Here is a 21,087-nt window from a genome sequence, read left to right as displayed (position 1 = left end):
GGCAAGATCCATCTGTATGAACACGTCCTTTTCAATTAAATCGCTAATTTACTGTATTCGTCCAACTGATCTTCAGTTAAATGTTTAATGAAATGGTGAAAGTTGATCGACTCGATTCCATATCTTTCGCAAATCATTAAATACGTTTCATATGCTTTATTATACATATTCATTTTCTTTCTCCTCCTCTGTTATATAACAATAAATATTTATAAAGATAATATATAACAGTCGTGTAATGCTGTCAATATTTTTTCAGGGAAATCCTAAAAAAAAGACCACCAAGTTGGTGATCTCTACATCCGTTTACCGAAGAACGTACCTTCTCTTTTTAAATACAATAAGATTGACCCGAAAATGACTACTTCGGATAACGGAATCGAAAGCCATGCGGCATTGGTTCCAAATATCAAGGGTAGTGTCACGAGGAAGATGAGCATGAAAAGGAATTCCCGCCCAATCGTTATCCAGGCGGCCATTCTAACCTGACCGACTGATTGAAAATAGGTCATCATGACGAAGTTTACCCCCATCAGGATATAGCCACCAAAGAAAATCCGAATGCCGATTGTCGCGAGTTCCTTCACATTTTGCGAGAAGTCCCCGAATAAATCAACAATATAGGGAGCGGTTACTTGTCCGAGCAAGGTGATGAAAACTCCTGCACCGATGGCCGTATAGATGGCAATACGGACCGTCTCTCGTTTTCGCTTTTCATCTTTGGCTCCATGGTAATAACTAACGAGCGGTTGGACTGCAGACCCGATGCCAAGAAACATCAACAGCATTACACTATGTGCATAATTGACGATGGAAAAGGCAGCCAATCCATCCGTCCCCGCTAGACGGGAAAACACATTATTATGGGCAATCGTGAAAACGGACACGCCAAGTTCGGATAAAAAACTCGGAAAACCAATCGACATCGTCAGAAGGAAAAGAGCCTTGTCAAAACGAAACTTGACCAGACGAAGCGTATTCCTTTTCGTGAAGAAATGGGCGGATAGCACAACGATCCCGAGCGCTGAAGCCGTGATTGTCCCAAACGCAATCTCGCGGACCCCTAAATCCAACACATACAAAATGATATAGTTCAAAACGAAATTAGAGACAGCCGTAACGATCAATGCCGACATCGCAAGCGTCGGATTTCCGTTATTCCTGATAAATATACTCAGGGCGTTTTCTAAAGTGAATACAAAGCCCAGCATCAAAAAGACATTCATATAATCCGTCGCAAACGGCGCTGTGGCCTCATTGGCCCCTAATGCGAACACGAGCTGATCATGAAACAGGAAAGCAATCAAACCAATGACGATCGTGAAGCCTGTAATTAAAACGATGGAATGGGTAAAAATAAAGCGGGCCCGTCCATAATCCTTCGCCCCCATGCTTTGGGAATACAGCGTGGCACCCCCGACACCGATCCAGATCGACATCGCGACAAATATAGTATAAATGGGTCCTGCAATATTTACCCCTGCTAGGGCAACCGATCCAAGTTTATTGCCAACCATGACACCATCGACTACAAAGTTCAATGCCATCAAGATCATGCCGATCATCGAAGGAATCAAGTAGCGTAAAAAGACCTTTCCCGTCGATTCTATTTCTAGAAGATTTTTCTGTTGTTGTTCTCTCATTGCCATGTTTCCATCTCCTATTTACCTAACCTTACTGGGAGATTCCTCTCCAAAATACGGTCCATAATGCTTCAAATTTCTCTTCTAGCCGCTTCGGATCATCAGAGTAAGCCAGTTCAACCATGATTGCCACAATCACACCTGTGTACGCCAACGTCAGCGTCCTTGCTTTCCCCAAAAGGGATCCTTCCGATATCCATGAATCGAATAACTCTTCTAGCAAGGCTTCCTGTTGATTCTCAAGATCAACCGCTTCCCGTTGCACCTCTTTATACAAATGGGTAGGCGGAAAGAACTCCATCCGAAGCCAGAACTTTAAACTCTCATTTTCCTGAAACATCCTTCTCATCTCTTCCAAGAATCCATACAATGCCGTTTCCGGTTCCTGTTTTTGCTTGAAATACGCCACATAAGAGGAGAGCTCCATCTCCTTGGCATCTTTGAGGACGGCAAGAAACAAATCATCTTTCCCTTTAAAATGAGAATATATCGACTGCTTTTTAATCCCCACATCTTCAGCTATTTGAGAAAGCGACGTCCCTTCATACCCGTGAATCGAAAAATACTTGAGTGCCGCTTTTTTGATATCTTCACTTTTCATAATCTTCACCTTTCGTAAACCAATATCTTGCCGCACAGGCACGCTCTTTATCCTAACGAACGTTCGTCAGGCAATTATCGCATAAAACGATTATTCTGTATACAGGAACTATCTAACAATAAAAAACGGCCGCAGATCATTCCACGGCCATTCTTAAAGTATATATTCTAGCAAACTCTTAAATTACATGAAAGTAGTTCAAGATATTCTTGCCTATCAATAACACAGTGATGGCAATGAATAATACCCTGACATAGGAAGATCCTTTCTTAATCGCGAAATTCGTCCCCACCAACGCCCCGGCAACCATGGCGATTCCCATCGGAATCCCGTAAGCGAAATTGACCGTACCCATCGATAAGAACACGACAAGCGCGGCAATATTACTGCCAAAGTTCAAGATTTTCGCATTCCCCGCTGCTTGAACAAAATCAAAACCGATGATCAAGAAAGCAAACAGCAAAAACGAACCTGTCCCTGGTCCGAGGAATCCATCATAAAAACCGATTGCAAAGATGAGCAATAGCATCAAGATCAGCTTATTACGGGTTAACCCTTTATATAAGGTTTCTTTTCCCCAATCCTTTTTGACGATTGTGTAAATTGCAACGACCACGAGTATCACCAAGATCAGCGGCTTCAATATGTCAGGCGATACAAAGTGAACGACATATGCGCCTAAAATCGACCCGACGACGGTAAGGGGCAAAAACTTAATGACAAATTTGAAATTCACTTTCCCAGCGCGAATGAATGAAATCGTACTCGTCAAAGACCCCATCGAGCTCGAAAACTTATTCGTCGCAAGTGCCGCTGATGGCGAAATCCCCGTAAACAACAAAGCAGGAATGGAAATAAGTCCGCCTCCGCCCACGACAGAATCAATGAACGCAGCAATAAAACCGGCAATCACTAAAAATAGCAGTGTATAAAGATTAATGTCCTCCATCTAGTCTCCTTCTTTCAACAGCAATATCTCAACTATTATACTCCCACTTTTGGATTTTTTATAAAAATCAATTAAATCTTGATAGACTTTTCTGTTGAAAGTCGAATTATGAGAGTGAATGTTGAATTAACTCTCACGAATGTTGAATTATCCGCTCCCAATGTCGAATTCCGCCCAGCAACCCACACACAAAAAAACGCATGCTAGAATGGCATGCGCTTCATGTGTTCAGTTTGTTGAGTTCAGTGAGATCAATCGGTATGTAATGGTGGTTTTATCATTCGTCCATTCGACTTTTTGGATAACCGCCGTTCCGTTAGAATCAGATTGAATCGTTTTACGGACATCAATCGGGATGTCGATTGGATATAAGCGGTACCCGGCTTTCGTCAGGCTGAACACATTTTCTTCTTCACGAATTTCGTTTCCCTTTGTCACGATCATGGTGTTGAGTTCCATAGGCATGCCCATGTATATCTCCTCCTCTGGTCAATATACTTCATTCTATCATTATTCCGTTTTACTTTTCATCCAAGTTGTTAAATCTTCGACCACTTTACGATTGACCGCAGGCGGGAAGAAATGTGTGAATTGCGGGAAATACCAGCTCTCGACCGGCTTACCGTGGGCCTTCAACCTTTTCTCCAGTCGATAGGCGTGTTCCACCGACACATTGTCGTCGCGTTCCCCATGAATGATCAGAACGGGAACATTCAGCTCCTCAATGGCAAACAATGGCGTCCTGTATTCATATTGTTCCGGACATTTCTTAGGCGTGCCACCGATGACCCGCTTCATCATCCGGCGCATATCGACTCGTTCGACATACGTCATGAACATATCCGACACCCCGCCCCATGTGACAAGGGATGCCGCCGTCTTACAATGAATCGCCGTCCAAAGTGCCATGATGCCACCCCGGGAAAAACCGAGAATATGAATATGTTCCTTATTCACCCGCGGATGTTGCTCAAGCAGGTTGAAGCCTGAGATGGCATCGAACCGGTCTTCTCCGGCAAAATCTTCGTCTCCCTCGCCGCCTTGGTTTCCCCGGTAAAAAGGGGCAAAGACGATGAACCCTTCTGCGGCGTACTGTACGATCCGTCCCGGCCTCACCTTGCCAACGTTTTTAATGCCCCCCCGTAAATAGAGGAAAGCATCGTGAATATCCCCCTCCACCGGTTCAGCAAGTAATCCCTTTACCTTCAAGCCCTGAGACATGTATGTGACTAAAAAAAGGTGAATGCCTGGATGTGGTGAGGGGAATCGCTGCTTTGAAATGATACTTCCGTTCTCCATATTCCGCTCCCCCTTTCTCTTTCCTTTATTGTAAAACATTCAACTAATTTTATCCCCTGATAGGCATTCACAAAATTCCCATTCGCTCATACGATAAGGTAGGCAAAATTCCTATATATCAAGGAGGAAGGTAAATTGAAAAAATGGTGTAAAGTGGGTGTCTTATTTTTACTTGTTTGTATGCTTGTGATTCCACTCGGGGCCTGTGGCAAAAAGAAAGAAGAAACGACGAAAGTCCGTGTGGCCGAAGTGACGCGCTCGCTTTTCTATACGCCACAATATGTTGCAATAGAAAAAGGTTTCTTTAAAGAAGAGGGCCTGAAAATTGATTTAAAAACGACGGCTGGTGGGGATAAGACGATGACCACTTTACTGTCTGATGGAGCGGACATTGCACTCGTCGGATCGGAAACATCCATCTATGTCCAGGCCCAAGGATCGAGTGACCCGGTCATTAACTTCGCCCAGTTAACGCAAACGGATGGCACCTTCCTTGTTTCACGTGAAAAGATTGAAAATTTCGAATGGGATATGTTGAAAGGCTCCACTTTCCTAGGACAGCGGAAAGGCGGAATGCCGCAAATGGCTGGGGAATTTGTCTTGAAGAAACATAATATCGACCCTAAAAAAGATTTAAAGCTCATTCAGAATATTGATTTTGCGAATATCGCGACCGCATTTGCATCCAGTAACGAAATGCACAGTTAAGAAGGTCACCCATTGTTTGGTCGCAGGCACTCCTGAAGGGTTAAATTGAACCTGATTTCCACTTCATCTTTCCCTAAGATCACTTTATCAATGATCCTCGATAGCATCGCCTTCTTCAAGTCATTGTCCGCCTTGTCAAATAACCGTTCCCAGTGTTCCACGTCATTAACTTCGGAGCTGCGATTTTCCATGTCTGCTTTTACCCTCATCCTACTAGCGGCATTTTCAGCCACCTTCCTATTAATATCTTCAATGGCACCCGACAGTTGTTCCGGGGTAAATGCACTCTCGCCCACCAATGATTTACTGATTTCAGCTTGGAGCTTCTCTAATTGCCTCATCCATGCTAAATATTCCTTATCCAATCGCTTTAAATTCCGCTCACACTGGTCCAGATGGGATTGTTTGTGAACAGCGTGGGCCATGTATGGGCTTAAATCCAGCTGTGAAAGCACGGCCTTCACCTGTTGCATCAGGATTCCATCATACTTCTTGGCTTCCCATGTACTGCTTACATGCTCACCATTTGCCTTACCTTTATTGAGTGGACATTTATACCGATACGAAACAGTAGAATCGCCCGTACCTTTTTGTTTTCGATACAGGTAGTTCCCGCTCAGCTTTGCCCCGCAATACTTACAATGGGCCAATCCCGAAAACATCAGCTTCCCTGCGAGTGGTATGCCTGATTTGTCTTGTTTCCTAATGTGGTTCCTCCTTGTGCTCCTAATCTGCTCGGCTTGCTTGAATAGGTCATCTGAAACGATTTGTAACGTCTCGTTATACGGCTGAGTATGTCCCTCCTCCCCATTAAACCCTTTGTAGCGTTTCTTTCCTATATAAATCGGGTTGGATAAAATGCGCTGGATGGTACTAACTCCAAATAAGTTGCCCTCCCGGTTTCTGTAGCCTCTATTATTCAAGTAATCCACGATCTTCCGATAGCCCATGTGGCGGTCGACATATAAACTGAAGATCAGCTTGATCATCTCCGACTCTCCTTCATCCACCGCCAACTCTTTCAGATATCTGTCTTTGTTCTTCCAGTGCAATCGATTCGTTTCGAGGATCCTGTACCCAATCGGCGCCACCCCTCCTTGAAAGTATCCTTGTTCGCTTAGCTGTTTTTTAGCTTCTCTAACCCTCATCGACGTTTTCTGGCTTTCCCCGTCGGATTGCCAGAAACTAATATAATTTAATAACTTATCGATGTGCGATTCCGTGTTCCGTCGCCCTTCTTGCGTTGACCAAACTTCGATGGCATTTTGATTCAGGAAATTAACGATCAATGGCGTTTCGTCCTCCCTCCTTCCCAACCGGTCAAACATGAATACCAATAGAACATCGAGTTCCTTATCCAAGGCCGCTTGTTTAATCGTATTCAATGCGTCCCTTTCATCCGCTTTCTTTGACCACCCTGACACCCCTTTTTCTATCAATTCATTGGTAATCTCCCAGCCTTGCTTATGGTTCACGAAATCATGGCACGCGTTTTTTTGAATAGGAATGTCATCATCAGTGGCCACTTGCTTCATGGTAGATACACGATACAGGCACCATACTCGTTTCTTCTCGCCATTCCTCAAGACCATATCCCCCTAAAAAATGCTGTAAGCCCTTTTTTCGCCGAATCGTTTTTTTCTAAACTCTTGGTGAATGTCAAACTAACCTTCACTATATGATCGGAATCCTCCATCAAATAGTCATGTTCCTTGTCTGATCTGTGCAAATACTTGATTTGCCCCAATGCAATCCTATCTTCTTTGATGGCCATCACCCCGTTAGCATGGATTCCTATAATGTATTTCTGTTGGAGTGATAGTATTAGTAATCTTCCAAGGACATAAAAAAAACCAGCACACGAATGTACTGGCCTTCATCATTTAGGATGTTTGTTTCATTTTTTTCTTAGATGGAACGAAAAGCGTCAGTATAAAGGCGACGACAGCCAAGATCGTCATGAAATAATAGGCGTCACTTGATCCTAAAATAGCAGCAAGGGAGCCTACCGCTTCAGCCGTTGCATTTGGCGTTTCTCCTAGTAATGTTTCCGCATGTTTGGTTGATTGTGCGGTAAAAACGGTAACGACTACAGCCGTTCCGATGGCACCTGCAATTTGGCGAACCGTATTATTCACAGCCGTCCCATGCGTCACAAGTGTTTTCGGCAAGGCGTTCAATCCAGCCGTATTCAATGGCATGGTAATGAAGCTCAGTCCGATACGTAAGAAAATCGTCCGTACCATTAGAAAAACAAAGGTCGTGGATTCTGTTAAATCCGTCACGACCCACATCGAAGGAATGATCAAAATCAAACCGATGAGGAATAATGGTTTTGCACCAAATCGGTCAAATAGTTTCCCTGTAACCGGAGACATCAGTGCATTGATGATGGCACCCGGTAATAATAACAAACCAGCGTCGAATGCTGTAAACCCTCTACCATTTTGCAAATAGATAGGTAACAAAATCATATCTGCATACATCATCATCGTGACAAAAATGTTAATGATGGAAGTTAGCGTAAAGACTTTACTGTTAAAGACGGATAAGTTAAGAAGCGGATCAGAAGATTTAATTTGACGAAGGCAGAAAATAGCAATGATCACTATTCCCACAACTATCGTCGACACGACAACCTTATCATCCCAACCATGGCTACCCGCATTACTGAAACCATATAAGATAAGGCCGAATCCCAACGTAGATAACACAACACTTCCCACGTCCAGCTTCGCTTTTTCCGGTTCCGTTACATTAATTAAATATTTCAGAGCTAATAAAATGACGATCACCACAAATGGAATGATTCCGATAAATAGCCAACGCCATGAATAATACTCAATAACAAAACCTGCTAATGTCGGTGCAATGGCTGGAGCAAAAATAATGGCTAATCCCATTAACCCCATCATGCTGCCTCTTTTTTCTGGAGGAAAAATAACCATGACCACGCTCATGAGCAATGGCATGATAATTCCCGCACCAACTGCTTGGATCATCCGTCCCATTAGTAAGATGGAGAAATTCGGTGATACTGCACACAAGATCGAACCAATTAATAAAAATAGCATCGAACTCAGAAATAATTGGCGTGTGGAAAAGCGTTTCATTAGATAGGCTGTAATCGGGATCAGCACCCCATTAACCAACATGAAACCTGTGGATATCCACTGTACGGTTGTAGCAGAGACCGAAAATACATCCATTAAGTTACTCAATGCAACATTTAACAATGTTTGATTTAGCGTAGATAAAAAACATCCTAAAATCAACACGGTTAATAACACTTTTGTATTTATCGATTCCGACATATTTTATCCTCTCTTCATTTGCTTTTTTGACACAGTGTCAATAAAATAGATAGTACCATTCATTTTTTTCCATGCCTATTCACAATTTTCTATGAAGTGTTAATTAAACAACACATTTTTAAATTTTATTAAATAAGTTAAAGATAATAGATGAAGGAGGTTTAATTTGTCTACACAAAAAAAACAGGATCCTCGTGCTCTTCGCTCAAAGCGGATGATTAAAGAAGCAGTTGTAGAGCTATTGATTGAAAACCCGGATATTTCTAAACTAACCGTACAAAAAATATCTCAGCGTGCTGAGCTAAACCGTGCAACTTTTTATTTACACTATGTAGATATTAACGATTTGTTAAAGCAATTGGTTTACGATATCTTCGACGATTTAACGTTGGAAATTTCACCCATTTTACAAATTGATAATTTGAATGATGAGGAACGATTAATTACGTTTCTCGATTATTTTTATAAGCATCGGAAACTTTTTGCCGTTCTTTTTGCCCACCCCGGCTTCAAGAAGAAACTGCATATGCTCTTAAAGGACTCGATTGTAGTAAAACGTGTAAGCGGCCGTACTGTTGCTAAAGAAATCACTCTATCCATGGATATTCTCGCATCCTCCATTCTTGGGATCATCATGTGGTGGCTCAAAGATGGGGTGCACTTCAGTTCTGAATATATCGCTCAGCAAATTATTGAACTATATCGATAATCCCAGTAAATTCCTGTTACAAGGAAAAGCTCTTTGTAATACGATGTAATGGGCGAAGTATGAACAATCATTTAACATGCACTTTTTTTACATTTATTATGCATTCTTCTTGTTAAAAGGTGTAAAATAAAATCGACCTTATTTATCAACTAGGATGCTCGCTTATGTCATGGTCTTTTGTATGTCTTTATCCTGTAGTTTCCTTATATAGGTTGGTAAATGCATATAAATACGGAAGTACAAAAAGATCTTAATGAAATGGCAAGGAGCCTAATTTAGGATGGGTTGATCTTGTTTCCAGTGGTTTTACCTATTGGTATGGGGTTTACACTCAAAACTAAAGAAGCAATAAAATTTACGTTCACTTTTTCACACCAACTATATTTTAACAATATAGTGATAGTTGCAATTTTAATCTATTAAAAAATGCAATACAGTATGATATGCTTATAATAAAGACAGGAAAGATGTGACTAGGTCACGCCTTGGCTTATTGTGACGCCTAAGCAGGACCACCTACATCCTTCCTGCAAATTTTAGGGTATAAGGATGGTAATGATGAGCAACGGAGAAATCAAAACAGACGTCATCTTAATTGGTGCCGGAATCATGAGCGCGACTTTGGGGACAATGCTTAAAGAACTAGTACCGGAATGGGAAATCAAAGTGTTCGAAAAGCTTGAAAGCGCGGGGGAAGAAAGCTCTAATGAGTGGAATAATGCGGGGACAGGACACGCAGCATTGTGTGAACTTAATTACACCACTGAAAAACCAGACGGCTCTATAGATATTAGCAAAGCCATCAAAATCAATGAACAGTTTCAACTTTCCACACAGTTTTGGTCTTACCTTGTAAAGAACAAGCTGATAAGTAATCCACAAGACTTCATCATGTCATTGCCACATATGAGTATGGTGCAAGGCGAAAAAAATATTGAATTTTTAAAGAAACGTTTTAAAGCGCTATCAGAAAGCCCTCTATTCCAAGGAATGGAATTTTCCGAGGACCCAGCGAAATTGATGGAATGGATTCCACTTATCATGGAAAACCGTCCAGCGAATGATCGCATTGCGGCAACTAAAATTGACTCTGGAACAGATGTTAACTTCGGTGCCTTGTCACGTATGTTATTTGACCATCTAGAAAATAAAAACGTCGACATTAAATACAAACATAGTGTAGATAATATCAAACGTGCTAGCGACGGTTCATGGCAATTGAAAGTCAGAAACGCAAGCGGTAACGTAGAACGTCATACAGCAAAATTCGTCTTTATCGGAGGCGGCGGCGGAAGCTTGCACTTACTGCAAAAATCCGGTATTCCTGAAGGAAAACATATTGGTGGATTCCCGGTCAGCGGGATTTTCATGGTGTGTAATAATCCTGAGATCATCGAGCAACATCATGCAAAAGTGTACGGAAAAGCTAAAGTGGGTGCTCCACCAATGTCTGTTCCGCATCTTGATACAAGATTCATCGACAATAAAAAATCATTGCTATTTGGACCATTTGCCGGCTTCTCACCGAAGTTCCTGAAAACGGGATCCATGCTTGATTTAGTCACTTCCGTAAAACCGAATAATGTCTTGACGATGTTATCGGCTGGAGCAAAGGAATTGCCATTGACTAAATACTTGATTCAGCAACTGATGTTATCAAAAGAACAACGCGTTGAAGAGTTACGTGAATTTATCCCGAATGCAAAAGTAGAAGATTGGGATTTAGTCGTAGCAGGACAACGTGTGCAAGTTATCAAGGATACGGACCAAGGTAAAGGGACCCTTCAATTCGGTACCGAAGTCATTACTGCAGCTGACGGTTCGATTGCAGCATTACTAGGTGCTTCTCCGGGAGCTTCTACTGCCGTACATGTTATGCTTCAAATCATTGATAAATGCTTCCCGGAACAAAAACAAGAATGGGAACCGAAACTAAAAGAAATGATTCCATCATACGGAATCTCCTTGAAAGATAACCCAGATGTCCTGGAAGAAGTTCATGCTTCTACAGCAGAGGTGCTTGGTTTACACAAAAAAAAAGAAAAAGCCTATAATTAATTGAGATACAACCTTCAATCGCTTTATGGATTGAAGGTTTTTTTATGTACAAGGCATCTTATAGGTTCCCCCCTCATTCTACGGGATGTAGTGTATTTTGTTAGCCATTGCCTTCGCATCGGGAACGGGCGATTATGTTCAATTATTCGAGCCGACTGCCAGTGTGTTTGAAAAAGAAGGCAAAGGCCATATTGTCGCTTCCTTCGGTACGGAGTCCGGCCATCTGCCATATACCACCTATATGGCAAAGGAAAGTTACCTGAAGGACGATAAGGAGACCGTGGAAAAGTTCACCCGGACTTTGAAGAAAGCACAGGACTGGGTGCAGGATACGGATGCCGCAGAAATTGCCAAGGTGATTCAACCGTTCTTCGAGGATATCGATGTTGAAACGATGGAGACCGTCATCGACCGTTACAAAGAACAAGGTTCCTTTGCCACTGACCCGATTCTTGACGAAGAGGAATGGAATAACCTGCAGGATATCATGGATGAAGCCGGTGAACTGCCTGCACGAGTTAAACATGAAGATTTAGTGAATACGGACTTTGCCGAAAAAGTAGCCAAATAGCTACACATGTTTAGGAGGATGTCTCATGAGTTTTTTGAAAATCGAAGACATTCACCACACGTATTTTTCAAATCAAGCGGCCCAGACCGCAATCGGGGGCATTTCTCTCGATATTGAAAAAGGTGAATTCGTCTCTTTCCTTGGTCCGAGCGGTTGCGGGAAAACCACCCTGCTTTCCATCATCGCCGGACTCTTTCCACCCACCTCTGGAAAAATCCTGCTCGAAAACAAACCGCTTAAGGCAGAGCATGATTTCTCGATCGGCTATATGTTGCAGCAGGATTACTTATTTCCATGGAAGACCATAGAGGAAAACATCACATTGGGGCTACGCCTTTTGAAGCAAAATGAAGGGTTGGAACATATCAAGGCAATGAAATTATTGAATGAAGTGGGATTAGCCGGAACTGAAAATTCGTACCCGCGTGAACTTTCTGGTGGAATGAGACAGCGTGCTGCCCTGGCACGGACTCTCGCCGTGAATCCGAAAATCCTACTTCTTGATGAACCCTTTTCCGCTCTCGACTATCAAACGAAACTAAAGCTTGAGGATCTTGTATCTGAAACATTGAAATCTTTCGGAAAGACCGCTGTCCTCGTGACCCATGATATAGGCGAGGCGATTGCCATGAGTGACCGAATCTACCTGTTCGCTTCAAAGCCGGGTGTCATCCATAAGACGTTCGATGTACCCGATGAATTGCGCGAACTGACACCTTTTCATGCCAGAAACCATAAGCAATATACAGCCTTATTCCAGACTATTTGGAAGGAGCTAGAGAGTCTTGAATATTGAACAGCTTCATACCCAATTTAAAAACTCATTGAAGAAGGAAAAAAGGCTGGTCCGTCTGTATCAGCTCCTCATTTTCATCGTCTTTTTCAGCGGATGGGAAATTTGTTCGCGGATGAAATGGATTGATCCGCTCATCTTCAGTTCTCCGTCAAAAGTCTGGGGTTTATTTCTAACGAAAGTCGCGGATGGTTCACTGCCTTCCCATTCTGGCGTGACACTATTTGAAACCGTACTTGGCTTCCTCATCGGAACATTCCTTGGAACGGTCCTTGCATCCATGCTTTGGTGGTCTCCACGACTCTCGAACATTCTCGATCCCTATCTCGTCATTTTAAATGCGATGCCTAAGGTGGCCCTCGGTCCCATCATCATTGTCGCATTCGGGCCCGGCTTCCCGTCCATCATTTCCATGGGGGCGATCATTTCCATCATCATCACCACAATCGTTGTCTATACCGCGTTTCGCGAAGTCGACCCAAACTACCTGAAAGTCCTGCAGACATTTGGTGCCACCCGGTTACAATCTTTTCGGGAAGCCATCCTACCGGCCTCCTTTCCGACCATCATCTCTACATTGAAGGTAAACGTGGGCCTCTCATGGGTCGGTGTCATCGTGGGTGAGTTTCTTGTCTCGGCCAAAGGACTTGGTTACTTAATCATCTACGGATTTCAAGTCTTCAACTTCACCCTCGTCATGCTTGCCCTAATGATCATCGCCGTATTTGCGACCATTATGTACCAGCTCGTCGAACTACTTGAACGGAAGTTGATCAAAGATTGACCTGGCTGCTGATCATAAATCGGCAGTTTTTTCATGTGTTTTTTTAGATCATAATCTACTGCCTGTCACTTTGCCGATTCTCGTATTGATCAACCTTCATTTCTTCCATCCGTTTCAGACTCAGCGGCAAAATCTCATCTCTCATAATAAAACTATACTCCTCGCCCACCACTTCAGGCAGTGTAGCCAATAGGAGTGGGCCATCCGTTTCCAGATAGTCATTTTTCCTCTCCAGGCCACTAAGCTGCGCATAGTAGATGGATTTGACAAACGGTTTTATGGGATCATGAACCTTGTATTGTCCTAGAAAAATTAAATGATCGACCACACCGCCGGTTTCTTCATGGACTTCCCTTCTTGCCGCAGCTTCGATCGTTTCTCCTTCCTCACGCTTCCCACCAGGAAATTCCAACCCGCGCCTGCGATGCTTCGTCAATACCCACTGCCCGTTAAAGCGACATATAACAAAAACATGATGGGCTTCACCAAAAGCCAGATCATTAGAAAATTCAACTTTATAACCATGTTCATCGATAAAACTTTTCATATTTACCCCTACCTTATTTCACCCATTATTCTCCGTGTTGAGTTATACTTTTATTATAGGATAAAAAATGCGGTATGAAGCAAAAAAGATGACCCCTTAATACTCAAGGCCATCATCTGTGCGTTTTGCCTGCAGAATACCCATACTTTCAATATGCCGCTTGCCTTCGTCGCTTCCAAGCATATAAATCATTTCATAAATCTTTTGAAGCGTGACATCCTGCTCATCATTTTCACGATCATAATGGTATTGCAGATAAGGCACATGGGCGCGATAAAAATTTGCTTCCCCGACCGAATAATTGTGATCGAATAATTCTCTAAGCTGGATGATTTCGTTGTCTGTTGCTTCTATTTCAAAGTTCCATGGAGAGCTCTCCCGATCCTGCGTTATTTGCCCATTTGGAAGATATACATAATATTTTTTCCTGATTTCCGTCACTTATCATCAACCCTTTCCCTGCCTGTTACGCTTATTTTCCCACCAGTTTTCAGCTTCATACGATGGAAAATTTTGTTTGCACAAATCGGGAAGATGTTAAATAATAGATTAAAGTATCTTTCAAAGGGTAAAACATATAATAAGCCCAAGCATCCTACAGATTTTTATATGCACCATGAGGTTTTTTTGATAACCTACATATAAAGAGATAACGGATTTCAAGAAATGTGAGGTGAAAGTTATGAAGTTGATTGAAGAATTATACAACATGTACCGTAATAAACTGACTGGTGATGAAGAAGATATTGATATGCTAACGTTCGCCGTCTTGGAACAACTGGACCGCAAGGAAATTTTCGAATTGCTTCAAGAGATGGATGACCAAGAACTAACAAATCTTATGGGCCTTTACATTATTGAAACGTTAAAAGGAAAATTCGCTCAAAATAGCTTAAGCGATACGAAACCTACACACTTTTCACCACGAAATATACATTAATTACATATCATATTAGGCGTCCCTCATTTTGGGACGCCTATCTTTTTTTGCAAGCTAATTTGATATTCCATCAAAAGAGACTCTTTATGGTACTTCTTGTGGGCAGCCACTACTAGTCCCATTTTGTTAAATAAGAAACGAATCTAATTCACATATACATGTAAACCATTTTCCCGTTTCTTATATGTCCCCTTTATTTTTCCGATACCATCAACTGTAAGTGAATCACCATTTTCAGTGGGGTCTTTCTCTACTATCAAATGCAGTTTAACAATATTCTTAAGTCCACCCTTACAATAGGCAATTACCGGCTGTTGTATCAGATAGTCTTCATTGTTCATGCTTACTTTCAAAAAATTCATATGCAAAAGCTTATTTTCATATGAAACGATATTCATCGGATCATATGATTCAGCAGTTATCTCTCCTTCAATAAATAGATGAATTCCTGTTTGTTGTTCAAAACTTTCAAATGTATCTTTTCTATTTTGGATAGAGTGATTAATTACTTCCTCTGTTTCGGGACTTATTTCTACGTCATTTATTTTTATTACGTCATCCGAAAGTTTCTTAAATATATCGTATAACGTTTCCTCTTTACCCCAATAACTTTCCTTCCACCCTGGTGAAAACTCATCTAGTAGCAAGCACATAAACAATCCTGAACTATAACAACTTCTACGTATTTCAGAGGTGGATTCATATTTGTCCTTAAGATGTTGTCCATATTTTTTTAGGATTGATGTGTAGCCTATCGGATTCTTTTCCGAGTATGCCTTTAGTTCGACATACCACGCAGGCCCTTCGAATGTTTCAATTAGGTTTTCGTATTCTAGATAATAATTCAATGTAGTAGCTCGTTTTTCTCTTAGGGCAATGAAAGTATTTAGATATCGCTTCTTTTTAATCATATTATTTTCTAACACAGCATTAAAAAGGGTAGATCTTTCCCGATTTCTCAACTCCACATTTTCTTTTGATAACGGATAGGTGATTCCCTGAACTTCATCCGCAAGTCTTGTTTCGCCCTTAACATATTGAAAACCGTGGAATAGTTCGTGTACGAGAATAGAATATAAATTGTTATAATCATCATACATTTCGATATTAACAATTGCCGTTGGATAATCATTATGAAGGATAAGGGTACAACCATTAAATTGGTCATTCCAATTTAAAATTTGATAATCACAGTGCTTTTTTGTTTTCATTCTAGGATGGTTGAAAAGATAAACATAACTCTTATCATATAGTGCGTAAGCGACCGTTTCAAAACCTGGCCAATAACGATTCAAATTTTCTTTAGCTAAATCGTGGGTAATCTGTTTAAGATATTCATTTATGCCTTTCATCCTTTTCATCCTCTGTAAAAAAAATTCATTATTAACGATAGCGCCCCGTTAGTTTAAGAAATATCACAATTAAAAATAAGCATTCAAGTTACATCCATTGTCATGACCACTCTTGCTTCATTTGTCGTAAAGCCATTTTTCGAGAAGAATAACTCTGGTTTACCTTGGCCTCTCTCAGTCGACAAATAGACCGAATCAACTTTTTTCTCCGTCAAGATATTCGTTAAACATGTTAACAAGTGGGTTCCAATCCCCTTTTGTTGAATGGTTCCTAGTACACAGATTTCATGGATATAAAAACTCTTGCCATCAGCCCATTGCTCTACATTTCCAACTAAAAATCCAGTTAATGTATCAGTGGAATCAAAATAACCAATTCCTATGTATCCAGGAGTCAGACTGATATCCGATAAACGTTTGTAAGACGTCTTAACACTCCACGGTTCGTTCCAGGGAGAGGAACAAAACACGCAGGTGAACAGGTTTGCCGCTTCTTCTAAATCCTTTTCCGTTAGTCGCTGCATGCTAGTTTCCATATAAGACCCTCCCGCCTTTCTATCATCGTTCAATTGAACCATGCCGCTTTCAATTTTTTTATACCCAATTTGATATCTGCTTCTGAAACCCCTGCGAACCCGATGAAGACGGTGGTGGTCGGAGGTTGCTTAGCATAAAACGGGGAAGCGGGATAAATTTTCACGCCTTGCTCTTTTGCTCTTTCAATAAGCTCTTTTTCATTAAATCGCGAGTTCACATCAAGCAAGATATGTAGTCCCGTGTCTCCTCCTCGTATCTTCACTTGTTCTCCCATTTCGATTTGTAGGGCCTCTAATAGGATCTCTCTCTTTCTTTGGTACAACTTTCTCATTCTATTGATGTGTTTCTGCCATTCTCCCTTAGTGATAAATTCCATAAGTGTCAGTTGGATATGACAAGACACCGTTTGCTTATATAAGGAAGTGATTTCTCTGCCTTTTTCTAAAAGAGATAAAGGCAGAACCATATAGCTAACGCGCATGGAAGGAAGAAGCGATTTAGAGAAGGTACCCATGTAGATGACCCGGTCATGCTGGTCAAGCCCTTGCAGGGAGGGTATGGGTTGTCCGCTGTATCTATATTCGCCGTCATAATCGTCCTCTATGATGAATGATTGATTTTCTGCTGCCCACTTAAGCAGTTGTCTTCTTCTATCAATCGTCATGACCGTTCCAAGGGGAAACTGATGTGAGGGCGTTACATAAACTAGAAATGGATTTTCTTTTCGGATTCCTTCCATACAGATCCCTTCACCATCCACTGGGATGGGGAGAACCTTCATGGAATTGATTTCGAAAATATCCCTTGATCTTGGAAAGCCCGGATCCTCATATCCTATGCTAATATCCCGCCCGAACATTTGGCATAACATCTGCAACAGAATTGGATTCCCCGCCCCTAATATGACCTGTTCAGGTCGACAACGAACACCACGCGATTGGTACAAGTTTTCAGCTATGAGCATCCTCAACTCAAGTTCCCCCAATATATGTCCAGGCCGATAAAGCTGTTGACCATATTGGTCTAAACTACTGACCATGCTTTTTCGCCAAGCGGAAAAAGGAAAATGAACAGAATCCACATTGCCATAATGAAAATCAATCCAGTTCTCCTTCTCTTTTGTCCCAGGCTTACTAGATGGGGTATTTGCCATTTCACTATGTATGAACTCCGTTTCATCATAATCTGCAAACCAACCACTCCTTGGTTTACTCACAATATAGCCTTCAGCAGCAAGCTGCTCATAGGTCCGTTCTACGGTCGTTTGACTGATGGAAAGCTGAGCCGCAAGCAACCTTTTGGAAGGAAGTTTCACTCCTTTTTGGATATGGCCATCCTGCATGTTTTTCTTGAGTAGCCCATAGAGCTGCTGATATAAGGGAGTATCTAGATGGCGATTTAAGAAGAACGTGATATCCACTGTTATGCTTCCTCCTAACTGGCATGGTTTTATTTATGGAAACTGGCCGTTTATTAAAGGGTACTATCGGTATATATTCATTGTAATCCATTAAAAGGAAATAAGGAGATAAAAAATTTAGGATTTACCTGATTTGAGGAGTGATTTATCATGAAGAAGAAAAAAACGAATGGTTGGGTGAACGGTTTTATTGGTGTACTGATCTTTAGCGGCTCACTCCCTGCGACACGCTTAGCTGTTGCGGATTTCGATCCATTATTCCTTACCTTCTGCCGTGCGGCGATAGCAGGTGTTCTAGCAGGCGCCCTCCTTCTCCTATTTAAGCAAAAACGTCCTGAAAGAAGCGATATCGTTCCACTAATCGTAATCGCGTTTGGTGTGGTGGTAGGTTTCCCATTGTTGACTGCTCTGGCCCTGCAATATGTCACGTCGGCACATGCCGTCATCTTTATAGGACTACTTCCACTCTCGACGGCGATATTTGGGGTCGTTCGTGGCGGCGAACGTCCACGCCTCTCCTTTTGGATCTTTTCATTCATCGGCAGCTTTCTCGTCGCCGGATATGCCTTCATCCATGATGGGGAATCCTCACCGATTGGCGACGCATTCATGCTCGCTTCCATCATCGTATGTGGTCTCGGTTACGCGGAAGGTGCCCGTTTATCCCGGAGGCTGGGGAATTGGCAAGTGATTTGTTGGGCACTGGTCCTCTCGCTCCCCCTCATGCTGCCACTTTCCATTTATCTATCACCGGAATCGTGGACTGAAATAGGCAAACCCGCTCTCATCAGCCTTGCCTATGTATCTGTATTCAGCATGCTTATTGGCTTTGTGTTCTGGTATCGTGGCCTCGCTCAAGGGGGTATAGCGGCAGTTGGACAATTGCAATTGCTTCAACCTTTTTTCGGACTGTTGCTTGCTTCATTCATTTTAAATGAAGAAGTAAGCATGGCCCTCGTAGCCGTGAACATTGCCGTGGCCCTATGTGTATTGGGCACTCGGCGATTTGCACATAAGGGTAACAGTACAAAGTCCCTAAGCGGTTAATTTCCAAACGTTTATTACTTAATTCCATACGAAAAAACCCTACCGAAGTAGGGTCTTTTTCAATCAAGCTTAGTTACCTAAGTAAGCACGTAACATCCATGCGTGTTTATTCAAGCTTTTCTTCATGCTAGTCAGCATGTCGGCTGTTACAGGATCTTCCTCTTCAGCCGCTTCGATGATTTCCAGGAATTCAGTAGAAAGTTGTTCAAAGTCGTTTATGACGCTTTGCACCATATCTTCTGTATTTTCCTTACCAGTTGCTTCTTCTATAGTGGTCAATTCTAGATACTCTTTAAGAGTAGCGACTGGTTTTTCGCCGATAGCAAGAAGTCGTTCAGCCAACTCGTCCATATCCGTACCGATTTCTGTATATAGTTCTTCTAATTTTTGGTGAAGTTCAAAGAAGTGAGGTCCATTTACGAACCAGTGATAATTGTGGATTTTTGTATAAAGAACGTTGAAGTTTGCAATTTCTTTGTTCACTAATTTCCCTAATTTTTTCTGAGCCATAATATCTACCTCCGTTATTTGGTTATGGTTATATAGTTCCCGTTCTGCCGAAATCGAAACATCACTCGTCCAAATTCTTATGTTAAAATTAACCTAAAATATAACCTAAGAGGAGCTATCCATATGATTACAGTTTTAGTGATATCCATTATCGTGATTCTGATTGTCCTGGGGTTATCCGTCTTGACTATCGGTAAAGGGTACAGCTACAAGCATACTGTCGATCCCATTGACCCGCTTCCAAAAAACGAAGAAGAGAAAAAAGATCACGATAAATAAAAAAAGAGAAAAAAGATCAAGAAGAGAAAAAAGATCACGATAAATAAAAAAATCCTGTCTTCTCCAAGACAGGATTTTTTCTAGAAATTAACCGAATACTTTATGAAGGTCTGCTTTATCTTGTGATAACCAGAAATTCATCAATTTCTTGGCTCCCTCAAGATCATGCAATTTGGCTTGGCCGCATTGTTTCTCGTTAGCAGCTGGAATTTCTGTGATTTGCAGCGCATCCTTGAACGTATCTTCAAGTACGTCGATAATTTCCGTCACGGTCGGCTCACCGCTGACAACAAGGTAGTACCCCGTTTGGCAGCCCATTGGCGAAATATCGATAATATCAAAATGATCGTACTGCTCGGAATGCTTACGGATGTTAAACGCTAGCAAATGTTCTAAAGTGTGGATTGTATCCGGCTTCATCGCTTGCTTGTTCGGTTGGCAAAAACGGATATCAAATTTATTAACAACACCGTCTGTTCCGACCTTATGGACACCACAATGTCTTACATAGGGGGCTTTAACAGCATTATGATCTAATTCAAAGCTTTCAACTGAAGGCATTTAATTCACTCCTTAATTGTATGTCTCTTCTATTTTACCTTGAAATACAATATATTTCACCCTTTTAAATTTGTGCCGATACCCTTTACAAGCCCCAATTTTCTTTTCTACATCCTTTTTTAACCTTCTTGAAAATAAAAAAAATATGGTATAATAAACGATAGTGAATTTATCCGAAAAGAGATGAAAGCGTCATGCTGAAAAAAATGATCATGGGTGTTATACGTTTTTATCAGATTGTCATTTCTCCATTAAAACCGCCTACCTGCCGTTTCTACCCTACCTGTTCCCATTACGGCTTGGAAGCAGTCAATCGTTTTGGCCCGATTAAGGGAAGCTGGCTTGCCATCATCAGGATTCTTAAATGCCATCCATTCCATCCAGGGGGTATCGACCTTGTCCCAGAAAAAAAGAAAGAACAAAAATAGGTCGTGAGCAAAAATTTCTTGCTTTCCAGATGTTTTT

Annotated in this window: 23 protein-coding genes and 2 pseudogenes; 10 read left to right on the top strand and 15 right to left on the bottom strand. The window is 41.7% G+C overall.

The window, feature by feature from the left end:
* Positions 1-35 precede the first annotated feature (35 nt).
* From ACQKL5_RS12900 to ACQKL5_RS12875, 6 genes are all read right to left on the bottom strand, one after another.
* Positions 36-173, bottom strand: a complete 138-nt coding sequence (locus ACQKL5_RS12900; protein ID WP_427609238.1) for a hypothetical protein — start codon at positions 171-173, stop codon at positions 36-38.
* Between the two features lie 123 nt (positions 174-296).
* Complete coding sequence (locus tag ACQKL5_RS12895; RefSeq protein WP_427609236.1) at positions 297-1,649, bottom strand: MATE family efflux transporter; 1,353 nt, start codon at positions 1,647-1,649, stop codon at positions 297-299.
* Between the two features lie 25 nt (positions 1,650-1,674).
* A complete protein-coding gene (locus ACQKL5_RS12890; RefSeq protein ID WP_427609491.1) occupies positions 1,675-2,244 on the bottom strand; it encodes a TetR/AcrR family transcriptional regulator in 570 nt (189 codons plus the stop codon).
* 178 nt (positions 2,245-2,422) lie between these two features.
* Positions 2,423-3,193: a TSUP family transporter gene (locus tag ACQKL5_RS12885; RefSeq protein ID WP_427609235.1), complete on the bottom strand. Its 771-nt coding sequence runs from the start codon at positions 3,191-3,193 to the stop codon at positions 2,423-2,425.
* A 228-nt stretch (positions 3,194-3,421) separates the two neighbouring features.
* Positions 3,422-3,664, bottom strand: a complete 243-nt coding sequence (locus ACQKL5_RS12880; protein ID WP_427609233.1) for a DUF2584 domain-containing protein — start codon at positions 3,662-3,664, stop codon at positions 3,422-3,424.
* 39 nt (positions 3,665-3,703) lie between these two features.
* The gene (locus ACQKL5_RS12875) at positions 3,704-4,492 is read right to left on the bottom strand and encodes an alpha/beta hydrolase family protein (RefSeq protein WP_427609231.1); all 789 of its coding nucleotides are present in this window, start codon (positions 4,490-4,492) and stop codon (positions 3,704-3,706) included.
* Between the two features lie 180 nt (positions 4,493-4,672).
* Between ACQKL5_RS12875 and ACQKL5_RS12870 the strand changes: the two are divergent.
* Positions 4,673-5,179, top strand: a pseudogene (locus ACQKL5_RS12870) (ABC transporter substrate-binding protein); the annotation flags it as partial.
* Positions 5,180-5,205: 26 nt separating this feature from the next.
* Here ACQKL5_RS12870 and ACQKL5_RS12865 read toward each other — a convergent pair.
* Positions 5,206-6,786 (bottom strand): recombinase family protein, encoded by a 1,581-nt coding sequence (locus tag ACQKL5_RS12865; protein WP_427609229.1) that lies wholly within the window; start codon positions 6,784-6,786, stop codon positions 5,206-5,208.
* A gap of 297 nt (positions 6,787-7,083) precedes the next feature.
* A complete protein-coding gene (locus ACQKL5_RS12860; protein WP_427609227.1) occupies positions 7,084-8,514 on the bottom strand; it encodes a DHA2 family efflux MFS transporter permease subunit in 1,431 nt (476 codons plus the stop codon).
* Positions 8,515-8,680: 166 nt separating this feature from the next.
* On the opposite strand from ACQKL5_RS12860, the gene ACQKL5_RS12855 reads away from it, so the two are divergent.
* The 5 genes and pseudogenes from ACQKL5_RS12855 (at position 8,681) to ACQKL5_RS12835 (ending at position 13,429) form a co-directional block, all read left to right on the top strand.
* Positions 8,681-9,223 carry a TetR/AcrR family transcriptional regulator gene (locus tag ACQKL5_RS12855; protein WP_427609225.1) on the top strand — a complete coding sequence of 181 codons (543 nt, stop codon included), beginning with the start codon at positions 8,681-8,683 and terminating at the stop codon, positions 9,221-9,223.
* Between the two features lie 558 nt (positions 9,224-9,781).
* On the top strand, positions 9,782-11,281 hold the full coding sequence (locus ACQKL5_RS12850; RefSeq protein WP_427609224.1) for a malate:quinone oxidoreductase: 1,500 nt from the start codon (positions 9,782-9,784) through the stop codon (positions 11,279-11,281).
* Between the two features lie 100 nt (positions 11,282-11,381).
* Positions 11,382-11,852 (top strand): annotated as a pseudogene (locus ACQKL5_RS12845) (ABC transporter substrate-binding protein); the annotation flags it as partial.
* 25 nt (positions 11,853-11,877) lie between these two features.
* Positions 11,878-12,648 (top strand): ABC transporter ATP-binding protein, encoded by a 771-nt coding sequence (locus ACQKL5_RS12840; RefSeq protein WP_427609222.1) that lies wholly within the window; start codon positions 11,878-11,880, stop codon positions 12,646-12,648.
* Complete coding sequence (locus ACQKL5_RS12835; protein WP_427609220.1) at positions 12,638-13,429, top strand: ABC transporter permease; 792 nt, start codon at positions 12,638-12,640, stop codon at positions 13,427-13,429. Before ACQKL5_RS12840 ends, ACQKL5_RS12835 begins: the two co-directional genes overlap by 11 nt.
* Positions 13,430-13,484: 55 nt before the next feature.
* Here ACQKL5_RS12835 and ytkD read toward each other — a convergent pair whose 3' ends face one another.
* Entirely contained in the window at positions 13,485-13,976 is a 492-nt protein-coding gene (ytkD, locus tag ACQKL5_RS12830) for an RNA deprotection pyrophosphohydrolase (RefSeq protein WP_427609218.1), read from the bottom strand.
* 96 nt (positions 13,977-14,072) lie between these two features.
* Complete coding sequence (locus ACQKL5_RS12825; protein WP_427609216.1) at positions 14,073-14,417, bottom strand: hydrolase; 345 nt, start codon at positions 14,415-14,417, stop codon at positions 14,073-14,075.
* Positions 14,418-14,658: 241 nt separating this feature from the next.
* Here ACQKL5_RS12825 and ACQKL5_RS12820 point away from each other — a divergent pair, with 241 nt between their 5' ends.
* Positions 14,659-14,916 (top strand): DUF6154 family protein, encoded by a 258-nt coding sequence (locus ACQKL5_RS12820; protein ID WP_402969755.1) that lies wholly within the window; start codon positions 14,659-14,661, stop codon positions 14,914-14,916.
* A gap of 143 nt (positions 14,917-15,059) precedes the next feature.
* Here ACQKL5_RS12820 and ACQKL5_RS12815 read toward each other — a convergent pair whose 3' ends face one another.
* The 3 genes from ACQKL5_RS12815 to ACQKL5_RS12805 form a co-directional block, all read right to left on the bottom strand.
* Entirely contained in the window at positions 15,060-16,268 is a 1,209-nt protein-coding gene (locus ACQKL5_RS12815; RefSeq protein ID WP_427609214.1) for a hypothetical protein, read from the bottom strand.
* Between the two features lie 83 nt (positions 16,269-16,351).
* Positions 16,352-16,804 (bottom strand): GNAT family N-acetyltransferase, encoded by a 453-nt coding sequence (locus tag ACQKL5_RS12810; protein WP_427609212.1) that lies wholly within the window; start codon positions 16,802-16,804, stop codon positions 16,352-16,354.
* A gap of 29 nt (positions 16,805-16,833) precedes the next feature.
* Positions 16,834-18,225 carry a PLP-dependent aminotransferase family protein gene (locus tag ACQKL5_RS12805; RefSeq protein ID WP_427609210.1) on the bottom strand — a complete coding sequence of 464 codons (1,392 nt, stop codon included), beginning with the start codon at positions 18,223-18,225 and terminating at the stop codon, positions 16,834-16,836.
* Positions 18,226-18,375: 150 nt separating this feature from the next.
* Here ACQKL5_RS12805 and ACQKL5_RS12800 point away from each other — a divergent pair, with 150 nt between their 5' ends.
* Positions 18,376-19,272 carry a DMT family transporter gene (locus tag ACQKL5_RS12800; protein WP_427609208.1) on the top strand — a complete coding sequence of 299 codons (897 nt, stop codon included), beginning with the start codon at positions 18,376-18,378 and terminating at the stop codon, positions 19,270-19,272.
* Between the two features lie 69 nt (positions 19,273-19,341).
* Here ACQKL5_RS12800 and ACQKL5_RS12795 read toward each other — a convergent pair whose 3' ends face one another.
* Positions 19,342-19,782 (bottom strand): Dps family protein, encoded by a 441-nt coding sequence (locus tag ACQKL5_RS12795; RefSeq protein ID WP_427609206.1) that lies wholly within the window; start codon positions 19,780-19,782, stop codon positions 19,342-19,344.
* Between the two features lie 123 nt (positions 19,783-19,905).
* On the opposite strand from ACQKL5_RS12795, the gene ytzI reads away from it, so the two are divergent.
* Positions 19,906-20,061, top strand: coding sequence for a YtzI protein (ytzI, locus tag ACQKL5_RS12790; RefSeq protein WP_427609204.1), 156 nt, complete (start codon positions 19,906-19,908; stop codon positions 20,059-20,061).
* Positions 20,062-20,148: 87 nt separating this feature from the next.
* Here the strand turns inward: ytzI and ACQKL5_RS12785 are convergent, their stop codons facing one another.
* Positions 20,149-20,622 carry an S-ribosylhomocysteine lyase gene (locus ACQKL5_RS12785; RefSeq protein WP_402957008.1) on the bottom strand — a complete coding sequence of 158 codons (474 nt, stop codon included), beginning with the start codon at positions 20,620-20,622 and terminating at the stop codon, positions 20,149-20,151.
* Between the two features lie 194 nt (positions 20,623-20,816).
* Here ACQKL5_RS12785 and yidD point away from each other — a divergent pair, with 194 nt between their 5' ends.
* Positions 20,817-21,050, top strand: a complete 234-nt coding sequence (gene yidD / locus ACQKL5_RS12780) for a membrane protein insertion efficiency factor YidD (RefSeq protein ID WP_427609202.1) — start codon at positions 20,817-20,819, stop codon at positions 21,048-21,050.
* Positions 21,051-21,087: the final 37 nt, after the last annotated feature.

Source organism: Peribacillus sp. NPDC097675, from assembly GCF_050277655.1.
In the GTDB taxonomy this organism is placed as follows: domain Bacteria; phylum Bacillota; class Bacilli; order Bacillales; family DSM-1321; genus Peribacillus.
Note: the sequence above shows the minus strand (reverse complement) of the source record. Positions and strands in the feature narration are given on the sequence as shown.